We start from the raw sequence: 17272 nt of genomic DNA, 5'->3' as shown, positions 1-17272 counted from the left end.
ACGTTCTTAAGTATAACAGTATGTTATTCACGTTTTGCGTCTTCCTGTTTAAATATTAGAGTCTAGAACCATGCTCGTGAACAGCCCCTTCAGCGAAAAACCGGCGATCCTCGGCGGCATTCCCTGTCTGCCCGCAGGTCCACCAGCCTGGCCTTTCCCGAGCGCAGGCACCACCCAGGTGTTGCAGGAGGCCCAGAGAACAGGCCTCTGGGGGAAATACCATGGGCCCTGGACGAAAGAACTGCAGCAGCGACTGTGTGAGCTCCATCAAAAAGAGGAAGCCCTCCTCTGCTCCAGTGGCACTGTCGCCATCGAACTTGCGCTACGGGGACTGAATGTCGGACCAGGAGATGAAGTCATCCTCGCCGCTTATGACTTTGAAGGGAATTTCAAAAATATCCTGACGGTAGACGCGACACCAATGCTGGTCGACGTGGATCGCCGCAACGGCAATCTCGACATCGAACTGGTAGAACAGGCGATCACACCTGCCACCCGCTGCATCCTGGTTTCACACCTGCATGGCGGGCTGGTCCCCATGCGGGCTCTGACAGCGATCGCAGCAGCCCGAGGCATCCCCGTGATTGAAGATGCCTGCCAGGTCCCGGGAGCGATGATTGAAGGCCGCACAGCAGGCAGCTGGGGCGAGATTGGCACTCTCAGCTTCGGAGGCAGTAAACTATTGACCGCAGGACGAGGGGGGGCTGTGATGACATCCTCACCACAGATCGCCCAACGGATTCGCCTTTATTCCTACCGGGGCAATGCTGCCTATCCACTCTCTGAACTGCAGGCCGGCCTCTTAATCCCTCAGATGGATCAGTTGGATACACAAAACCAGTTACGTCAGGAAAATGTGACACACCTTATCAGAAAGCTGGGCAGCGACTCAGGACTAACCAGCTTTGAGAACCACAGTCTCAATTCTGCGCATGCTTCACAGCCGGGATATTACAAGCTGGGGCTCTGGTATGACTCAGAGCAATTTGAGAGCATCCCGCGCGAGTTGTTCTGTGTCGCAATGCAGGCCGAGGGAATTCCCCTGTTCCCAGGCTTCAGGGCTCTGCAGGCGATCCACAGCCGTCGACGCTACCTGCAGGCCGACGAACTCTCTGTCGCCTCTGAATGTGATCAGCGACTGGTTGTTCTACACCATCCCATCCTGCTCTCTGAGGTAGAAACCATGACACGAATTGCAGAGGCGGTCCGACGTATTCGAGTCCATGCAGCCGAAATCAGACAGCAGACCACTCCGGAGATTCAAGAGGCAGTGCGCAAAAAAAACAGCGACCATTCATTCGAATGATCGCTGTTTTTCAAATCTGACCCCAAGGGGATTTGAACCCCTGTTTTCGGGATGAAAACCCGATGTCCTGGGCCTAACTAGACGATGGGGCCGAGGAGATTAGTAATCTAAGCTTTCCATCGGATAAGTCAAGCGGACGGCGTTAATAGAATTCAGGTTCTCAGAAAAAAAATGGGAATACGCCAGCTGGATGGAATCGGGCTGAAATCAGTCGCTAAAAAAAGCCGCTATGAAGCGGCCTTCTAGTATTCATAGATGCACAGCAGAATTATTGCAGTAACTCGGAAGCATCATTCTCAGATCCTGAAACCGAATTCTGTTCGTTCTGAATTGCTTCGTAAACTTCGCTACGATGAATGGGTACTTCGCGGGGCGCTTCAATCCCCAGACGCACCTTGTCGCCGCGAATTTCAACAATCGTAATCACGATGTTTTCATCGATTACGATCTTCTCATTTTTCTTGCGAGATAAAACTAACATGCCATCTTCTCTCTCAGGATGACTGATCATCCTACGTAAATCCTGACGTAGTGTGCCGCGAAAAACAGGGACACTACAACGATCCATCAGTAGTCGCACTGAGATCAAGTAACGTTGAGATTTTACATGCCCACATTTATACCGTCAAGAGGCTGGCGCGCGAGATGAGCGCACAGGCCGTCCGATGCGAGCCCTTCAGAAGAGGCAGTAGAGAAAATGAGGCGTTACATTGCAGGCGCAACATGTATTATAAAATACACTTACAGCAAGAGTTTCCCCTTCCGAAGGTAATCAGAAAGACTTTACAAAAAACGCTTTAATTTCGAAGAAATTTTGCTTTTTTTGAGTTTTTGACCTGAATCGGGCTTTTTCTCGAGAAAACCTGATGCGGTATTCCAGAGCAATGACAGTCGGTTCAGTTCAAAGAGAGTAGAGGAAACTACTACCCGAATTCAAATTTGATGCAGCTTCTACGAAGAGAAGCTGCATCGGAATGAATTCGTTCATCCTGCAATCAGACGCAGGAGACTAGACCATCTCTTTGAGTGCTTTGAGAGGTCGAACCTTGACGACGTTGCGAGCAGGCTTTGCAGCAACCTGCATCATTTCGCCAGGCTTGAATGGATTGGGACGGGTGGTGGCTTTGGTAGCCGGTTTACGCTGAACCTGAATCTTCAGCAGACCAGGTACGTTGAAGACACCAGGACCACGTTTGCCAAGGTTCTTGGCAATCAGTGAGCTTAATTCATCAAGTACAGCGGTAACTTCTTTCTTAGTGAGTCCAGAACCTTCAGCTAGTGCATTGAGGATCTCTGTTTTGGTAAGTGGCTTATCTTTCGTAGCCTTTGCTGCCATTGTGAACTCCTGATACTGGTAAATGAAAATGAAAGAAGTGGACTACCACCTCGTCATAGTGTGTTGTCATATCCGTGTTGTGGTCAGGCAAAAAACGTTGTTTTCCCCTAGAACCAAGCGTAAGTAAAGTATTTGTAAATCCAAAAGTCAATGTGTTTGCCCCTGTTTTTCAGGAGTTTTTGTTATTTACGCCGAAATAAAAACTTTTCCTGTGTCATTTTTCAGTCGCTATGAGATAATAAATTACTGGTATTTCTCACCAGAAGATCCAGATTCAACCCACACTACTATTGACGAATGAGAGTGAATTCACACACCACTTTTTAACAGGATCGTTATCGCGAAAAAAATTACCGCCGTATAGTTCCATTCTCAAAGCAGGCCCGACGGAATCGGGGACACTGAATTAAGGAGTCTCCACTACTATGGCAACACACGAACCGCGCTTGGACATGACCTCTTCGATTGTCAATCATATCCTGGTCGTTGAAGACGATCAGGATACGGCGTTCTTCCTCAAAACACTGCTGGAAGAACATCACTTTCATGTCACCCTGGCTAAAGATGGCGGCCAGGCTCATTCATCTTTCTCAATGCACAAGCCTGATTTTGTCATCCTGGATCTGATCATACCCCAGGAGAGCGGGTTTGAAATCTGCGAGCATATGAAGCAACGGGAAGGCGACGTCCCGATTCTGATTCTGACAGCCATCGATTTACCCGAGTCTCGTGAACTGGCTGCACGCGTTGGTGCGAACGGATATCTGCTCAAACCCTTTGATCCCGACGAACTCCTGGAACTGATCAGAGAGATCGCAGACGATGCCTGGGAACAAGGACACCTCACCGATCATCGAGAACAGCAGGAAGAACGCATACAGTTTTCCTGTGGCTGCGGCAAGAAACTGAAAGTCCGCAGTAAACACCGGGGCCGTACGATGACCTGCCCCGCCTGTAATGATGCCTTAATTGTCCCACTGCATGATTGAACCACTTCTGAAAAACAATGCAACCAGGAAAACATGACCTGATCCAGTCCCTTCATTTCTGTGCCGTACAAACCAGTAAACTACGAATTAATTCAAACAAGCCTGCCACTTTGAAGTCTGTTGAAATCGACCATCATTGTTCACAGCACGAATCACATCTTCCTGATGTAAGGCCCGCCAGACATGCCCAAATTCATTATCAAAACAGGTAAATACCAGGGAAAAACGCTCAAACTCCCCGCAAGAGAGGTCACACTTGGACGCGCCCCCGAATGCGAAATTTGTATCCCCGATCCAGATGTCAGCCGAAAGCATTGTCAGTTCTCGACAAGGGAAGGCACACTCTACGTCGTTGATCTGCAGAGTCGCAATGGCACCTATGTCAACGACCGGGTAATTCAGGCAGAGACCCCACTGCAACCAGGAGATCAATTGCGTGTCGGACCAATGCTGCTTGAGTTGGCCGGCGCTCGAAAAGCCATTTCGAAGCCTGCTAACCTCAGTCCCGACCAGTCGGCTCCCCTCTCCGATGATGACATTTCCACCTGGCTTTCTGAAGAAACGCCGGAAGGGGAACCTGGCGAATCGATTGGCGATACCACCATTATCTCCACATCACAGCTACCTCAGCCGGAAGCACCTGTTCCGAAAGCAAAGAAAGAGTTTCACTCGATTGCCGAAGAAGCGGCCGAAATCATTCGGCAGCACTGGGCAAAAGTGGCCCGGCAGAAGCAGGAAAAGCAGTGATCCTTCTCTTTGCCGCGTCTCCGTTATACAATCGCGGCATCGTATTTTGTTGTGTTTCGTGTGAATCCCGAGATTCACGCTCGATTTATTGAAATGTCATTACCGTGCGTATTATTGCTGGCAAATATCGTCGACGAAAATTACAGGCTAACCCCGGTCAGACCACCCGTCCCATTACCGACTTCGTCAAGGAAGTCCTTTTCGAATGGCTCGGGGATTCAGTCAAGGACAAGCGGGTGGCAGATATTTACGCCGGAACCGGATCTCTGGGACTGGAAGCACTCAGTCGCGGCGCGACCAGCGCTGTGTTCATCGAACAGGACCGGAAGGCTCATGAGTTGCTGAAACAGAATGTATCGCACGTCGGCGTTGAAGCAGATTCCCTCTGCTGGAAGACCAACGCCCTGCTCTCGTCGTTCCGTCCCAAAAATGTGCCAGACTTCGTCCCCTTCGACCTGATCTTCTTCGATCCCCCTTACAAAATGATCGATGATCTCAAGCCCGGCTCCCGGCTGTATGAATCAATGCAGCGACTGGCCCGTGACAACGTTTCCAGCCCCGACTGTCGCCTGCTACTCCGCACGCCCCGCGACGCTGAGTTCGAAGCACCTCCGGAATGGCAACAGTACGACCTGCTGCAGAAGTCGAGCATGGATATCTACTTCCTGAAAAAGCAGGAACCATCGGCGTAGCTCCTGCCCCAGAAAGCGATCTGCAAGGCCATCCCCGACGACACTGTAATCAATGTAAAGCCACCCTGAAATGAGACTTACGCCTCGAAAGACTGTTCAGACTGTGCCCGTTTGACCACATGGGAAAGATGTGGCTTTGACTCTTTCCCCTCCTGCAACAGCGGATGTTTCTCAGTCGCTTTCTGCTCTCGATTCTGCGAGTTCACAATCAGCGTTCCCAGAGGGCCAGCCAGCAGTGCGGGCAGAAAGATGATGTCGGCCAGAAGTGCTGCGGTAATCAGAGCACACATGAGAATGCCGAAGCGACTTACGAGCAGTAATTCTGCCGGATAGAGCATCGCCAGGCTGATCGCCACCACGGCACTCGTCTGCCACATCGCAGGGCCACAATGCCCCAACGCTGCAGCCACCGCTTCACTCTTGGTTTTGCCTTCATCGATTCCGATTTTGAACCAGGTCAGCAGATGCAGAGTCCCATCCACGGCGATCCCCAGTGCGACGGATGCGGTAATCATTGTCCCAATATCCACAGCCACGTGCATCCAGGACAACAGTCCGAAGATCACACCGATGGGCATCAGGTTGGGTAACATCGTAATCAGACCTGCAGTTGGGCTCCGCAACAGCACCATCATCACCACGGCGATGACAGCAAAGGCCAGCCCAAAGCTTTTGATCAAGCTCTCCAGTACGGCCTGCTGGGTTCGCAGAAACAGAGGAATCGTTCCGGTCACCAGATGCGTCGTCCCGGCATGATCACGCAAGACAGACTGCGTCACCTGGTTCAATTCATTCGTTAGATCCGCATAGTTGAGATCGGTCATAATGGCGACCTGTGCGGTAATCCGCCACATTTCGTCGCCCTTCTGAATGTCGACCATTCGTGCGCCGTTAGCAGTCTCCTGCTCCAGATCCGCAGTATGGTCGGCAATATTTAGAAATGATTTTACAGTATCCCCTTCCAGGTTTACTTCGCCTGATTTTTCCTTTTTCAGGCTCTCGCGAACGCGGCGTTCGGTCTCGTTCACCCGTTTTGCGTGACGCAGTTTCTGGAAGGTACTTGCATCTTTGGGCAGTGGTTCAGAGACGGGACGAAAATCAGCCAGCGAGATCGTACCGCTGATCTCAGGATGTTCGGCGATTTTCCGCTCGATGTTTCGCACCAGTTCGACACGTTCTTCGAAGTTCAGATCTTCCTGTGCTTTTTCATCGAAACAGATCACGGTATCGACGGGGGTAATCCCTGACAGGTTCTCTTCCAGAAACAGGTAGTCCTGAATCACGCGGGAAGAGTCGGGAAAATACCGGATTACCTTGGTCTCGGTCCGGAACCATTTGAACCCATAACAGGCAGCGATAAAAATTGTAAGACAGGTCAGCGATACCAGCCACTGGTGTCGTGCAAGCCCCCGACCGAACGCCTGCCAGTGTCGGGTATCGATCTCCGAAGCTTTCGGCGGCTTAGCCGGCCATAACTGGAGTAACGATGGCAGACCATAGAGTACCATCAACAGGGAAACCACACAGCCGATCGAAGCATAGAAGCCAAAATCGCGAACTGGTGATAGTGGGCTGGTCAGCAGTGAAGCCAGACCAATGGCAGTTGTCAGACTTGCCATCATACAGGGGGCCCGTGCCATCTCTACCGCTTTGACGACAGCGGTTTTCATATCCACATGGGCGGCGTGCTTCCAGTAATTCGCAACGTGAATAGACCCGGACAACGTGAGCACAGTCAACAGTGTCGGCATCACGACCAGCACCATGTTCATCGTGCCGCCGGTCATGGGAATTATGGAGACAGCAACGAACGTTGTGTAATAGGAGACCAGCAGCACCAGGCAGGCCAGTCGTACACTCCGCAGCATCAGGAATGCCAGGGCAATTCCGATCAGTCCGGAGAACAGCGTCACCGAACGTTTATGGAACTGCCACAGAGGATACGCAGTATTCCAGGATGATTCTTTTACCATTCGGTTCAGTGCAGCCCCCGCAACCGGGCGTCCCCCCATGTGGAGGTTTTCTTCCGGAATACCTGCGTCAACGGCAGCTGTTTTAATGGCTGCAACTGCCGAGGCATGGTCGGCATCGCCTGTATCGGAGAGTGAAATCGCCACTGCGATGGGAGTACCAATCGCGAAAAAACAGTCTTCAATGAGCTTGGGTTCTTCACCTGGCTGATCGCTTTTCACTTCCTGATCGGCAGCAGTCGAAGCCCCCGCCAGGATCTCGGGACGTCTTAAAGACAGTGCGATTTCTTTGACCTGATCGGCCTGCTTGGAATGAGCCTGCATTCGCGGCCAGATTAATTGAAAATCGTGTTCGGGGATCGCCTCGACCAGAGCCTTGAAGTCGACCTGATCTTCGTCCGGCTCTTCCACTGGTGCATCAGTAACGCTGCCTTCTTCGGTCTCGTCAACCATTTCCACCCAGGGAGTGAAAGCGGGTTTGACAGTCAGATCAATGCCCAGTTCGCGTTTGGTTGTGGCGATCAATTCCTGAATCGTCTGTTCTCGTCGCTTTTTACCAGCGGGACTCAAACGCACCTTAAGCATCCCGGTCCCGATCAGAACCCCCTTCAGGCGACGCTCTGCTTCATCAGCGTCGATGTGGTAATCCACCATCTTCTGAATCGCATCCTGGGGAGTTGCGACATCCAGAATGTACGGTGAACCACCCCGACGAACGCCTTTGGCATCTTTCTGCCCCAGCAATGACTGCTGCAGACGACCGGCGCGCAAGTCCGTCAGCGAACTGCCATCCCAGGAGACCAGCACGCGATCTTCAATACCGAAGCTGTCACGATGCCACTGCAAAACTTTTGACTGTGGATCATCGGGGGGGAGCCAGTTCTCAACGTTGTTTTCCTGGCGGATCTCCCGCAACACTCCGAACAGCACCGGAGTGATGAAGATCATCAGAACCACAACCCACAAAGATAGACTGTGTCCCCATGGATCGCGTTTTTCAAAAAACGAAGCCATTAATTAATCCATTAGCCGAGTAGGCTTTATCAATAACATGAATTCGCGTTCGAAAATCAGGGAACTGCTTAATTCATATTGAAAACGGTTTGATCCAAAATATCTCAACAACTGAGCCCGACTTGAGCTTTCTTCACTGAAAAACAGGAAAATGCTCAAACCAGATCTCATGAATTGTCACGGTTTCGCTAAATGAATCAATCTCGAATGCATAAAAAATAGAAATGCCCGCTTCCGCTGCTTGATTTGAATTGCGTTGTTCCGGTCACCGCATATCGGTATTTTTCGTCGCCGCGTCTGGTTAAACTTGTCGCAGCACAGGCAACATCTGTGATTATCGTAAAGATCCTGCGCATGATAGCAGTTTTGACGATTATAGCAGCAGGAATTTGCCCTCTGGGAGCCGCTTCTCCCTTAAAAAGTGGAAAATACAGCTTCAAGAGAGTGCTGGCGTCCCTGATTTTTACAGCGCGCAGGACGGACCATGTGGACACAACAACACACAAGGGCACCGGAAATCAGGCTGTTATTCGGCTGTTTCCGGGTCAAAGCCTTTGAGCAACTCATCGTCCCACTCGTCCTGTAATGGCCAGTCGATCGCACAGGTGCCGAAGTCTGCCATGTGCAGATATGTGTTCAGACGATCAATGGTCGATTGCAGCAGTTCCCGTTTATTGCGGAAAATAGGACCGTGACTGGGGAGCAGCCATTTCGCATCGCAGTCACGAATCCGTTCCAGGGACGCGATGAAATCGGGAATATCCGAACCGTGGTGGGCATCAATGTGACCGACACAGCCATCGCGGTAGATGTTATCCCCGGAAAACAGCAGATCGCCAAACCGGAATGCCAGCTGTCCGTCGGTATGCCCGGGGGTGTGCCAGACCTCCAGCTTAATGTCGCCCCCCAGATCAATCACATCGCCTTCATTGACTTCCCGATCAACCTTGCACGCAGGCATATCGATAGAAATCCCCTGGGCGCTGATCTCGGCATAAGTGCTGATCCGATCCCCTTCCTCCAGTGGTTTGGCTGCACTGGGATGCGCGACGACCTGGGCATTGGGCAGGAGTTCTTTCGCTTTACTCAACCCCTGAATGTGGTCGACATCTGCGTGGGTTGCAATCAGATATTTGCAGTTTGCCAGCGGGAAATCCATCTGCCGGATCATCTCGATGATTTCGGAAACGGTATCTTCGTAACCGATATCGATCAGTAACCACTCATTCTGGTCGTTGAATACCAGATAGACACAACACCCCAAACGCTGTCTGGCCTGATAATTGATTTCGATTACGTGGGGAAATACTTCGCGTCGGGGCAACATACCCGTAAGCTCCTCGTAGTTTTAAGCGCGGCGGTTGTTTTGAGATTCGGAACGGAAAGACCGGCCAGGCACTGGTTACAGAAATTGAATATCCAGCAGACAGAACGCCCTGTAAATCCAGTCTTTGCACTGCCGTCATTCTAAGCGGGGGAATTCACCGAAACAACCAATATCAAAGCAGATGTAGGGGTATATGTCTGATTTCATAGACAAAACCGCTACGTTTTCGATTCACATCGACAGACGCAGAACCGATTTACAGCTTCCAGTAACCGGGAAGCCCCTTCCGGGTTTCGATCAGGATCTCCAGAATCGCGCGGCGGTCCTCGACACTGAGATGCGCGTACTCCTTACTCTGGTTCTTACCTGTCAGCACTTCCCACAACTGACGATATACCACTTCCAGAACCGGTTTAGGCAGGCTTTCGAACGACTCGCTGTAAATCAGGTAGCTGCAGGGATACTTGAACAATCGCCGCTTCAGATCGAAATCGCGTAGTGAACGTCCCTGGCTGTCTCGCGGGCCTGCTTTGGAAAACTCAGCCTGGAAACCAGAGATCCCCTGAATCTGATCTTCCAGCTGTAGTTCGTCTGCAAACAGCATATAGTCCACCAGCCGTTTTGCAGAGCTCTCATAGCGTCGCTTTGTGCTGTCACTCTGAAACGCCGCTTCCCGTTCCAGCATACGGTTCATCACCTGCGAGTCCCGATCGGTAATCCGCCCTTCAAACTGCGCCCGTGTGATCAGGTTATGCATCTTCGCCTGATGCTCCAGGACCATCAACGACACAATATCACTGTACGGCGTCAGATAGGGGTCGGTGTCGAACCAGCGTTCCAGGTCGTCAGCGTTCGCTCCACGATCTCGATTGAGATTCCGCGCGCTGTCCCCCTGTCGGAAGATCAGGTTTCCCATGTGACGCATTTTTCCGTGCGTTCCTGAGACGTACCAGCCCCCCCAGCGTTCTTCAAAGGGACTACTGTGGTCGCTACGATAAGTTCCCTCACGGAACACAGGCATTCCATCCGGCCCCGGGTAGACCGACCGCATGATATGCCCCGGCACTCCCTGTGTCATGGAACCAGCATGGCACTGCGTGCATTCAAACGTTTTCCGGACAAACTGCGGACGCGATGCTTCAAACTGTGAGAGCGTGTAAAAAACGGTTCCCAGTTCTGGATCACTGGCCGAAACCTCCAGCACGGATCCCCCCTGTACGAAGCCGAGGTACAGATCGTCATTGTAATACAACGCACGCGGCGATAATGGATCGATGCGTTTGACCTGCAGACTGGTCTTGGAAAAGACCAGCACCTGCGAAGAAACCGGAATCTTCAAGGCTTCCAAAACCGCAGGCAAATAGCCACGGCCCTCTTTCCGATCAAATGTCAGTTTGGCTTCGCCTGCATCCAGTTTTTTCTGAAAGCGGGAGATCGCATTAGCGGGAGTGGCCTGATTATAGTTGATTGGTGCCTCTTCAAAAGTGACCTGAGCCGATGCAGATCCGGTCCCCACCAGACCAAAGGCAGCCAGGCAGACGATCCCCCAGTACAGACTGAGATTAAAAGGCGACAGATTCTTCGATTTCGGGAACACGTTCATCGGTGGAGCACTTCTTTCAACGGGCGGGACGTTACCAGAGTCAGATGTTCCGAACTCTGATTTGAGGTTTGAGGCAGGTATCCAGCTTCGATATCGGACACTTTTATCCATTTTATTTACTAATTATCCTCTGTCAACTTACTTTTCAGACTGGTCTTCTCATTTTAAACTGATCCCACAGTAAAAACAGCACCTTCTTACCTGAAAACAGCGACACAATGAGAAAACAGACATCATGAAATTCACCAGATTCCCTGTCGTACTGATCCTGATCTTTCTCATTCCGGTCTTCACGAGAAGCAGCCTTGAGGCCGCTGAGCCAGCCCTCCGCATCATGCTGATCGGCGATTCGACGGTCACGACTTATCATAAACGTCCCAAAGACAAACCTGACCTTACCGGCTGGGGACAGGTCTTCGGCGAATATTTCAACGACAATGTCACCATTCTGAACCGGGCCCTCTCCGGCCGCAGTTCCAGCAGCTTCATCCGTGAAGGACGCTGGAAAAATGCGCTCAAAGAAAAAGCAGATTACCTCTTCATCCAGTTCGGCCACAACGACTGTCCCGGCAAGGGTGATCGGGAAACCGATCCCGCAACGACCTATCAGGACTATCTCAAAAAATATATCGATGAAGCCCGCGCCGCTGGCATGCAGCCGGTGTTGGTTACTCCCATGACACGTCGCGTATTTGAAAACGGAAAGATCAGAACCATTCTCCGTCCATACGCCGAAGCCATGCTCAAAGTCGGTCGAGAAAAAAATGTACCCGTCATCGACCTGCACCAGAAAAGCGTCGCCCTGTTCAACCAGTTGGGAGATGCAGGCAGTGCATACTTCAGCCCCAGCAAAGATGACCGCACCCACTTCTCAGGGAAAGGCGCCCGCGAGATCGCCCGACTCGTCGTGGAAGAGATTCCAGCGAAAGTTCCCGGCCTGAAACCATACCTCAAGCAGCCAACTCCCTGAAGCTGTGAGAGATTACCGGCATTCTTGCGGTATCACGGCGTCTCTTTAAACCGGGGACCATTCTGTTTGAAAAACTCCAGCCAGCGGGCCATGATGGCATCACTTATCGTGGTCCCCTGCTGGTATTCCTGCAGACTCTGACCCCAATAGAAGCCAATCCAACCCTCCGCATATTTCCGCGACTCGAGCATAAACTGTTCAAATTCCTCGGGGGAACTCTTCAGCGGAAACGTTTCTTCAATGACCAGTGGTTTGCCGATATCGAAGCCTTTGAGCGTCTCTATCGCCTCGTCCACTTTCCCTTTCTCGGGATAGAGATGCACACAGATGAAATCCAGATGTGCGCTCACTTTCTCAGGTACAAAGCCAGATTGCAGCCCTTTTCGTTCCAGACTCCAGGGAACCATGCCGACCGTGATCAGGTGCTTTGAATCCTGTTCGCGAATTGCTTGCGCGAGCGTTTTGATCCAGGCTGCGGCAATCTCAGGGCGCGTCCGCTCATCCGGGCTGAGCGTAATCCGCTGCACGAAATGCTTGCCTGCAAACCCGGGACCCAGCCAGTCGGTCCCTTTTTTCTTTCCGCCGTGCACCACCGGTTCATTCATCAGATCGTAACAGAAAATGGCCGGACTCCCCGCACACCGCTTCGCGACTGCTGACCAGAAATGCGTCTGAGCTTCCCAGCGGCCTTGATCGCTCAGAGCATCGTACCAGGCGGGCACGTCCTGTTTGTGATAACACCCCAGGCCGGTCAGATCGAGATAGAGCCCGGTCTGCTCCGCAAGTTCCAGGAGATCACCCAACTTCTTGAGAGCCGCTTCGCGTGGCTGATCGGGGGCCGACATAAACTTGCCGAACTGAATATGAATCCGGACTACATTCGCCCCCAAGGCTTTCATCTCAGCAAAGTCGGCTTCAATCTCTTGCCACTCTTTATCCCAGTAATCTTCCAGCAGTCGGCTTTTCCGATCATGATCGTAATTGAAGCCCCAGGGAACGAAGCGTTGCTGAGACTCCGCGGTCACGAACGATTTCCCATCCGCGCTGACCTGAATCCATTCCAGCTCAGCAGCCTGCAGACACGAAGTAAACCAGAGACAGACAATAACAGCCAGCGAGCGCATACACATGATTCGACTCCGGCAACAGGAGTAAGAGAAAAGAACTGCTGATCGTCATTGTAGAACCTGCCGTTGGGATAATTCAACAACTCATTCACCAGGTTCCTGCTCTGCTATTGAGGAAGCCTTATATTCTGCGTATTGTAAAAGGACTTACCAGATCTCATCCAACCAGAGGTTCTCCATGAAAATTCGCAACCTGCTCTGTCTCGTTTTAAGCCTGTTGACCATCGGCCCGGTGTCACTTAACGCAGACGACAGAAAACCACTCACCTATGAAGTCGACCTGAGAACTGTGCGGGAAGGCTTTGATGGTAAGACCTGCTGGGTACAGGCCCGCGCGGGCGCGATTCCCCAGTCGGGCGATTTTCCGGCAACTGTTGTCCTCACCATGCAGAAGCTGCTCCTGACCGGTTCGGATGTGTTCTATGCCCTGAATGAAATGCGGACCAGTGATGGTGAAAACTGGATCGGCCCCATCAAACACGAGACTCTGGCCCGTCGTCGACTGTCTGACACGCGCGAGATCGCCATCTGCGATTTTACACCCGGCTGGCACGCGAAGACCAGAAAACTGTTAGGAACCGGACACTCGGTCCGCTACGAAAACAACAAAGTCATGCATGTTCGCAAACGAAGCGTTGCTTACTCGGTTTACAATCAGCAGGACCACACCTGGTCCGACTGGACGACGATGAGCATGCCTGACGAGCCCCGTTTTGAAAACTGCGGTGCCGGCTCGGCCCAACGCTGGGACCGTAAGGATGGCACCATCCTGCTGCCCGTTTACTTCAAACCTAAAAAAGAAAAGCAGTACAGCACCACTGTGGTTCTCTGCGATTTTGATGGTGAGAAACTGACTTACAAAAAGCATGGCAGCACACATACGGTGCCTGTGAAGCGGGGCCTGTATGAACCGTCTATCACAAAATTCCAGCAGAAGTATTACCTGACGATGCGGAATGATGATAAGGGCTACGTCTCCGTCAGTGATGACGGCCTGAACTATTCAGAGCCGGTCGTCTGGAAATTCGACGATGGCGAGGAACTGGGAAACTACAACACGCAGCAGCACTGGGTCACACACAGCGACGGACTCTTTCTGGTTTACACACGGCGCGGTGCGAACAATGATCACGTCTTCCGGCACCGGGCGCCGCTGTTCATGGCGGAAGTCGATCCTGGCACACTCCGGGTCAAACGGGATACCGAACGGATCATCGTCCCGGAAAAAGGAGCCCGCATGGGTAACTTCGCCGTCGTCAACATCAGCCCCTCTGAAACCTGGGTCGTTGTTGCCGAGTGGATGCAGCCGATCGGCATCGAAAAATATGGCAGCAACAACCGGGTGTATACATCGCGAATTAAATGGTCGCATCCTTCCAGAACGGAATAGACGATTCGATAGCGCTGCTACTCCTTGTTCGCGACCAGTTCCCGTAACGTCTGCATCAGCACATCCTCGACTTCCGGTGCCGTCCGTGAAACACGGCCGGTTTCGTAGCCTCCCTGGGCATACGCGATCGTCGTGCCGATATAACCGGGTCCCTGATCGCCATACGCGGCCATGCAGACGAAATCATCGGGGGCCATTTTCTGCGCTGCAAGCTGATATTCTACAAACAGTTCGCCCGGCATATGGATCACCTGGGCCGGTCCGATTTTCAAGCGGGTGATGTCGATCGTCTCTCCAGCCTGGGTCCGTTTCAGATAATCCAGATCACGGGCCGCCCGGATACGATCGGTGATCCGTCCCTGGGGATTTTTCAAAATCGTTGTGAGCTGTTCCTCATCCAGCGTATCCCGCAGTGGAAGCAGAACCGGTTTCACACTCCAGCTGACATCCTGTGCTGTCACCGGTGTTTTTTCGGTCGACTTCCAGGCAGCTTGCATCCCGTCTGCCAGCCGCTGTGCGAGCAGAGGGCGATTCTCCGGATCACCATTGTTATATTTTCCAGCACCGATGTTGCCTCCTGCACCGTCGAAATGAATCTGCAGCGCGCCGGGCAACTGTTTTTCATGCAGTCCTCGCGCCAGGCCTACCGTGTCACAACTGATGCCGCCACGTCCGTAATAACTTTGCGGATGCGTCGCGTAATAACTGAGTACGACTACAGGCTCATCACCGTCCCACAGGCTGAGCAGACGGACATAAGGATCGATCACACCTTCCGGCGCCTTGATGGCAGCCAGGTTTCGGGACGAACTGAAACGCACGATTTTCACTTTGCCATCCGGTCCCAGGATGCGACGATTGGAAGCAAACTGCTTCACCTTCCCTTTTCCGGTTCCGACGTGGGTCACGGGGCGGGCCTGTTTCAGACTCTGCTGTGCTGCTTCGATCGTACGCTGCATCACATCTTTCAAATACGCTTCCTGGTACATCACCCCTTCCAGGCCGTTCTCTTTGAGCCGTTGATTCGCCGTGATATCGACGCCGGGTGCGTCATGCTGATGCAGGCAGTGAACCGCACAATGGTCGGGCGTTGTCCCTACTGCTGCCGCCAGTGCTTTCTTCCATTCATCCTGGGCACCGTTGTTCGCTCCCACCCAGTCCAGGGCCAGCAGGACGATCGGTTGATCTCCGCCCAGCAGAATCATACCGCGGGCACTTAACGGATCCACTACTTTTTTAGCCGGCGCAATGTGCCCGTAACAGAGTGGATGCCCGATAGGGGGAGTGATGTCGATCGCAAACGTCGCGACTTTGAGTGTCTTTTCCTTTGACTGTTTTGGGGAATCTTCTGCGAAGACAGGGACCACCATTAATAACAGCGAACAGAGACTGACGACAATCATACGGGGTAGAGACATTACGGACATCGGTTGACTTTCCTGAGAATTCGGGTGTGAGGATAGTTTCGGATGGAAGCAAATAGTATAACAGATTTTTGATTCGTCTGCCCAATCCCGATGATCAACTTCTGTTGAGAATATCCCGTTCCGCTCCCGTCATATTGACTGCCACATGCCTCGTTTTTTTTACGGTAACTTTGATTTCGAACATCAGCTCGCCGGGGAGACGTATGGCAGTTCGACCGGCGCAGCAGCCTCACTCACATCGAGCCTGGCCTGTTGCTGGCTGGGGCTGGCCGAGGCGGGAGATCAGATCTATTTACCGGCTGCAGTTCCCCGGGAATTTACAGAACGACTGGAGACCTCCGGATTTCCCCCCATCGAATTCACGTCCGAGTGGCCCACAACGGAAGCGGCCCGCTCCCTGACGTTCGTTCCCTGGGGGTGGTCTACTGAAATGACAAGGCTCGCAGAAGCGAAAGGCTTCTCCATTGAGACGGGTATACTGTCTGCTGCGAGCACGGTCAACGCGCGTTCTTTCTCATTCCAGCTGGAAACGGACTGGGAACTGGCGCTGCCCGGCAGTTGTCGCGTCGAAAGCCTGGAATCTCTGGAACAGGCGCTGCAAGCCTTTTCAGATTCGGACGACTCCAGCTGGGTATTGAAAGCAAACTTCAGTATGTCGGCCCGGGAACGCATGTGCGGACGCGGACCGAAGCTCAGCGAACCAATCCGAGGCTGGGCCGCAAAACGACTGACACAGGGACAACCCCTGTTTCTGGAACCCTGGGTCGAGCGGATCAGTGAAGCTGGAATTCAACTGGAAATCCCTGCTGCAGGAGAACCAACGCTCTTCGGACTGACGGTACTGCTGAATGATACGCGCGGTCAGTATCGTGGCAGTCGTATCAACGTCGATGATTCGACACTTCAACAATGGCAACCCGCAATTGACGTCGCACAACGGGTCGCCTGCGCCGTTCAGCAGACTGGCTATACAGGACCAGTGGGCATCGATGCGATGCAGTACCGCGATGCTGAGGGAAACACGCGATTACGACCGCTGCAGGATCTCAATGCACGGTATACGATGGGGCGACTCGCGCTCGGTTTTCAGCGATTCCTGACTGCAGATCAGGTCGCCAGCTGGCTGCACTTCCCCTGGAAAGAGTCGTATGGTATCGACTTTTCAAACTGGTTAAGATGTGTGACACAACAGTTGCCTGGCGGTGCCAATGTGCGACCAACTTCTCCCGATCAGATTGAGGGGCAGCCTCCACGTCTGGCCAGTCTCGTATTGATCGCGGAAAATGATACAGACCTGCTGACAACTGAAGCAGCGTTGTATGACGCGCATACCGAGCTGAATCAAACGACCGGTTGAGATGTCACGATTGAACA

Annotated in this window: 14 protein-coding genes and 1 tRNA gene; 7 read left to right on the top strand and 8 right to left on the bottom strand. The window is 52.4% G+C overall.

Features of this window, described 5'->3' with window-relative positions:
- Positions 1-70: 70 nt before the first annotated feature.
- The gene (locus RID21_RS21245; protein WP_350192358.1) at positions 71-1306 is read left to right on the top strand and encodes a DegT/DnrJ/EryC1/StrS family aminotransferase; all 1236 of its coding nucleotides are present in this window, start codon (positions 71-73) and stop codon (positions 1304-1306) included.
- Between the two features lie 17 nt (positions 1307-1323).
- Here RID21_RS21245 and RID21_RS21240 read toward each other — a convergent pair.
- From RID21_RS21240 to RID21_RS21230, 3 genes are all read right to left on the bottom strand, one after another.
- Positions 1324-1398: transfer RNA gene (locus RID21_RS21240), tRNA-Glu, on the bottom strand.
- Positions 1399-1574: 176 nt separating this feature from the next.
- Positions 1575-1787, bottom strand: a complete 213-nt coding sequence (csrA, locus tag RID21_RS21235; RefSeq protein WP_145180704.1) for a carbon storage regulator CsrA — start codon at positions 1785-1787, stop codon at positions 1575-1577.
- 528 nt (positions 1788-2315) lie between these two features.
- Positions 2316-2642 (bottom strand): HU family DNA-binding protein, encoded by a 327-nt coding sequence (locus RID21_RS21230; protein ID WP_145103980.1) that lies wholly within the window; start codon positions 2640-2642, stop codon positions 2316-2318.
- A 425-nt stretch (positions 2643-3067) separates the two neighbouring features.
- On the opposite strand from RID21_RS21230, the gene RID21_RS21225 reads away from it, so the two are divergent.
- The 3 genes from RID21_RS21225 to rsmD all read left to right on the top strand — a co-directional run bounded on the left by RID21_RS21225 (position 3068) and on the right by rsmD (position 5070).
- Entirely contained in the window at positions 3068-3631 is a 564-nt protein-coding gene (locus RID21_RS21225; RefSeq protein ID WP_350192356.1) for a response regulator transcription factor, read from the top strand.
- A 183-nt stretch (positions 3632-3814) separates the two neighbouring features.
- Positions 3815-4378 carry an FHA domain-containing protein gene (locus tag RID21_RS21220; RefSeq protein ID WP_350192354.1) on the top strand — a complete coding sequence of 188 codons (564 nt, stop codon included), beginning with the start codon at positions 3815-3817 and terminating at the stop codon, positions 4376-4378.
- A gap of 104 nt (positions 4379-4482) precedes the next feature.
- Positions 4483-5070, top strand: coding sequence for a 16S rRNA (guanine(966)-N(2))-methyltransferase RsmD (rsmD, locus tag RID21_RS21215; protein ID WP_350192352.1), 588 nt, complete (start codon positions 4483-4485; stop codon positions 5068-5070).
- Between the two features lie 77 nt (positions 5071-5147).
- Here the strand turns inward: rsmD and RID21_RS21210 are convergent, their stop codons facing one another.
- From RID21_RS21210 to RID21_RS21200, 3 genes are all read right to left on the bottom strand, one after another.
- Complete coding sequence (locus RID21_RS21210) at positions 5148-8054, bottom strand: efflux RND transporter permease subunit (RefSeq protein ID WP_350192350.1); 2907 nt, start codon at positions 8052-8054, stop codon at positions 5148-5150.
- 526 nt (positions 8055-8580) lie between these two features.
- Entirely contained in the window at positions 8581-9381 is an 801-nt protein-coding gene (locus RID21_RS21205) for an MBL fold metallo-hydrolase (protein ID WP_350192348.1), read from the bottom strand.
- 256 nt (positions 9382-9637) lie between these two features.
- A complete protein-coding gene (locus RID21_RS21200) occupies positions 9638-10984 on the bottom strand; it encodes a hypothetical protein (RefSeq protein ID WP_350192346.1) in 1347 nt (448 codons plus the stop codon).
- A 235-nt stretch (positions 10985-11219) separates the two neighbouring features.
- On the opposite strand from RID21_RS21200, the gene RID21_RS21195 reads away from it, so the two are divergent.
- Positions 11220-11954: a rhamnogalacturonan acetylesterase gene (locus RID21_RS21195; RefSeq protein WP_350192344.1), complete on the top strand. Its 735-nt coding sequence runs from the start codon at positions 11220-11222 to the stop codon at positions 11952-11954.
- A 32-nt stretch (positions 11955-11986) separates the two neighbouring features.
- Here RID21_RS21195 and RID21_RS21190 read toward each other — a convergent pair whose 3' ends face one another.
- Positions 11987-13084: a cellulase family glycosylhydrolase gene (locus RID21_RS21190; RefSeq protein WP_350192342.1), complete on the bottom strand. Its 1098-nt coding sequence runs from the start codon at positions 13082-13084 to the stop codon at positions 11987-11989.
- Positions 13085-13259: 175 nt separating this feature from the next.
- Between RID21_RS21190 and RID21_RS21185 the strand changes: the two genes are divergently transcribed.
- Positions 13260-14471, top strand: a complete 1212-nt coding sequence (locus tag RID21_RS21185) for a sialidase family protein (RefSeq protein WP_350192340.1) — start codon at positions 13260-13262, stop codon at positions 14469-14471.
- Positions 14472-14488: 17 nt separating this feature from the next.
- On the opposite strand, the gene RID21_RS21180 is transcribed toward RID21_RS21185, so the two are convergent.
- Positions 14489-15898, bottom strand: a complete 1410-nt coding sequence (locus tag RID21_RS21180) for a hypothetical protein (RefSeq protein ID WP_350192338.1) — start codon at positions 15896-15898, stop codon at positions 14489-14491.
- Positions 15899-16043: 145 nt separating this feature from the next.
- On the opposite strand from RID21_RS21180, the gene RID21_RS21175 reads away from it, so the two are divergent.
- The gene (locus RID21_RS21175; protein ID WP_350192336.1) at positions 16044-17255 is read left to right on the top strand and encodes a hypothetical protein; all 1212 of its coding nucleotides are present in this window, start codon (positions 16044-16046) and stop codon (positions 17253-17255) included.
- Positions 17256-17272 lie beyond the last annotated feature (17 nt).

Source organism: Gimesia sp. (assembly GCF_040219335.1).
GTDB lineage: Bacteria > Planctomycetota > Planctomycetia > Planctomycetales > Planctomycetaceae > Gimesia.
Note: the sequence above shows the minus strand (reverse complement) of the source record. Positions and strands in the feature narration are given on the sequence as shown.

Coding starts and splice junctions, on each gene's coding strand:
- RID21_RS21200 (WP_350192346.1), bottom strand. CDS start 10,984: ATGAACGTGTTCCCGAAATCGAAGAATCTGTCGCCTTTTAATCTCAGT.
- RID21_RS21190 (WP_350192342.1), bottom strand. CDS start 13,084: ATGTGTATGCGCTCGCTGGCTGTTATTGTCTGTCTCTGGTTTACTTCG.
- RID21_RS21195 (WP_350192344.1), top strand. CDS start 11,220: ATGAAATTCACCAGATTCCCTGTCGTACTGATCCTGATCTTTCTCATT.
- RID21_RS21210 (WP_350192350.1), bottom strand. CDS start 8,054: ATGGCTTCGTTTTTTGAAAAACGCGATCCATGGGGACACAGTCTATCT.
- RID21_RS21225 (WP_350192356.1), top strand. CDS start 3,068: ATGGCAACACACGAACCGCGCTTGGACATGACCTCTTCGATTGTCAAT.
- RID21_RS21175 (WP_350192336.1), top strand. CDS start 16,044: ATGCCTCGTTTTTTTTACGGTAACTTTGATTTCGAACATCAGCTCGCC.
- RID21_RS21220 (WP_350192354.1), top strand. CDS start 3,815: ATGCCCAAATTCATTATCAAAACAGGTAAATACCAGGGAAAAACGCTC.
- RID21_RS21180 (WP_350192338.1), bottom strand. CDS start 15,898: ATGTCCGTAATGTCTCTACCCCGTATGATTGTCGTCAGTCTCTGTTCG.
- RID21_RS21185 (WP_350192340.1), top strand. CDS start 13,260: ATGAAAATTCGCAACCTGCTCTGTCTCGTTTTAAGCCTGTTGACCATC.
- RID21_RS21205 (WP_350192348.1), bottom strand. CDS start 9,381: ATGTTGCCCCGACGCGAAGTATTTCCCCACGTAATCGAAATCAATTAT.
- RID21_RS21230 (WP_145103980.1), bottom strand. CDS start 2,642: ATGGCAGCAAAGGCTACGAAAGATAAGCCACTTACCAAAACAGAGATC.
- csrA (WP_145180704.1), bottom strand. CDS start 1,787: ATGTTAGTTTTATCTCGCAAGAAAAATGAGAAGATCGTAATCGATGAA.
- RID21_RS21245 (WP_350192358.1), top strand. CDS start 71: ATGCTCGTGAACAGCCCCTTCAGCGAAAAACCGGCGATCCTCGGCGGC.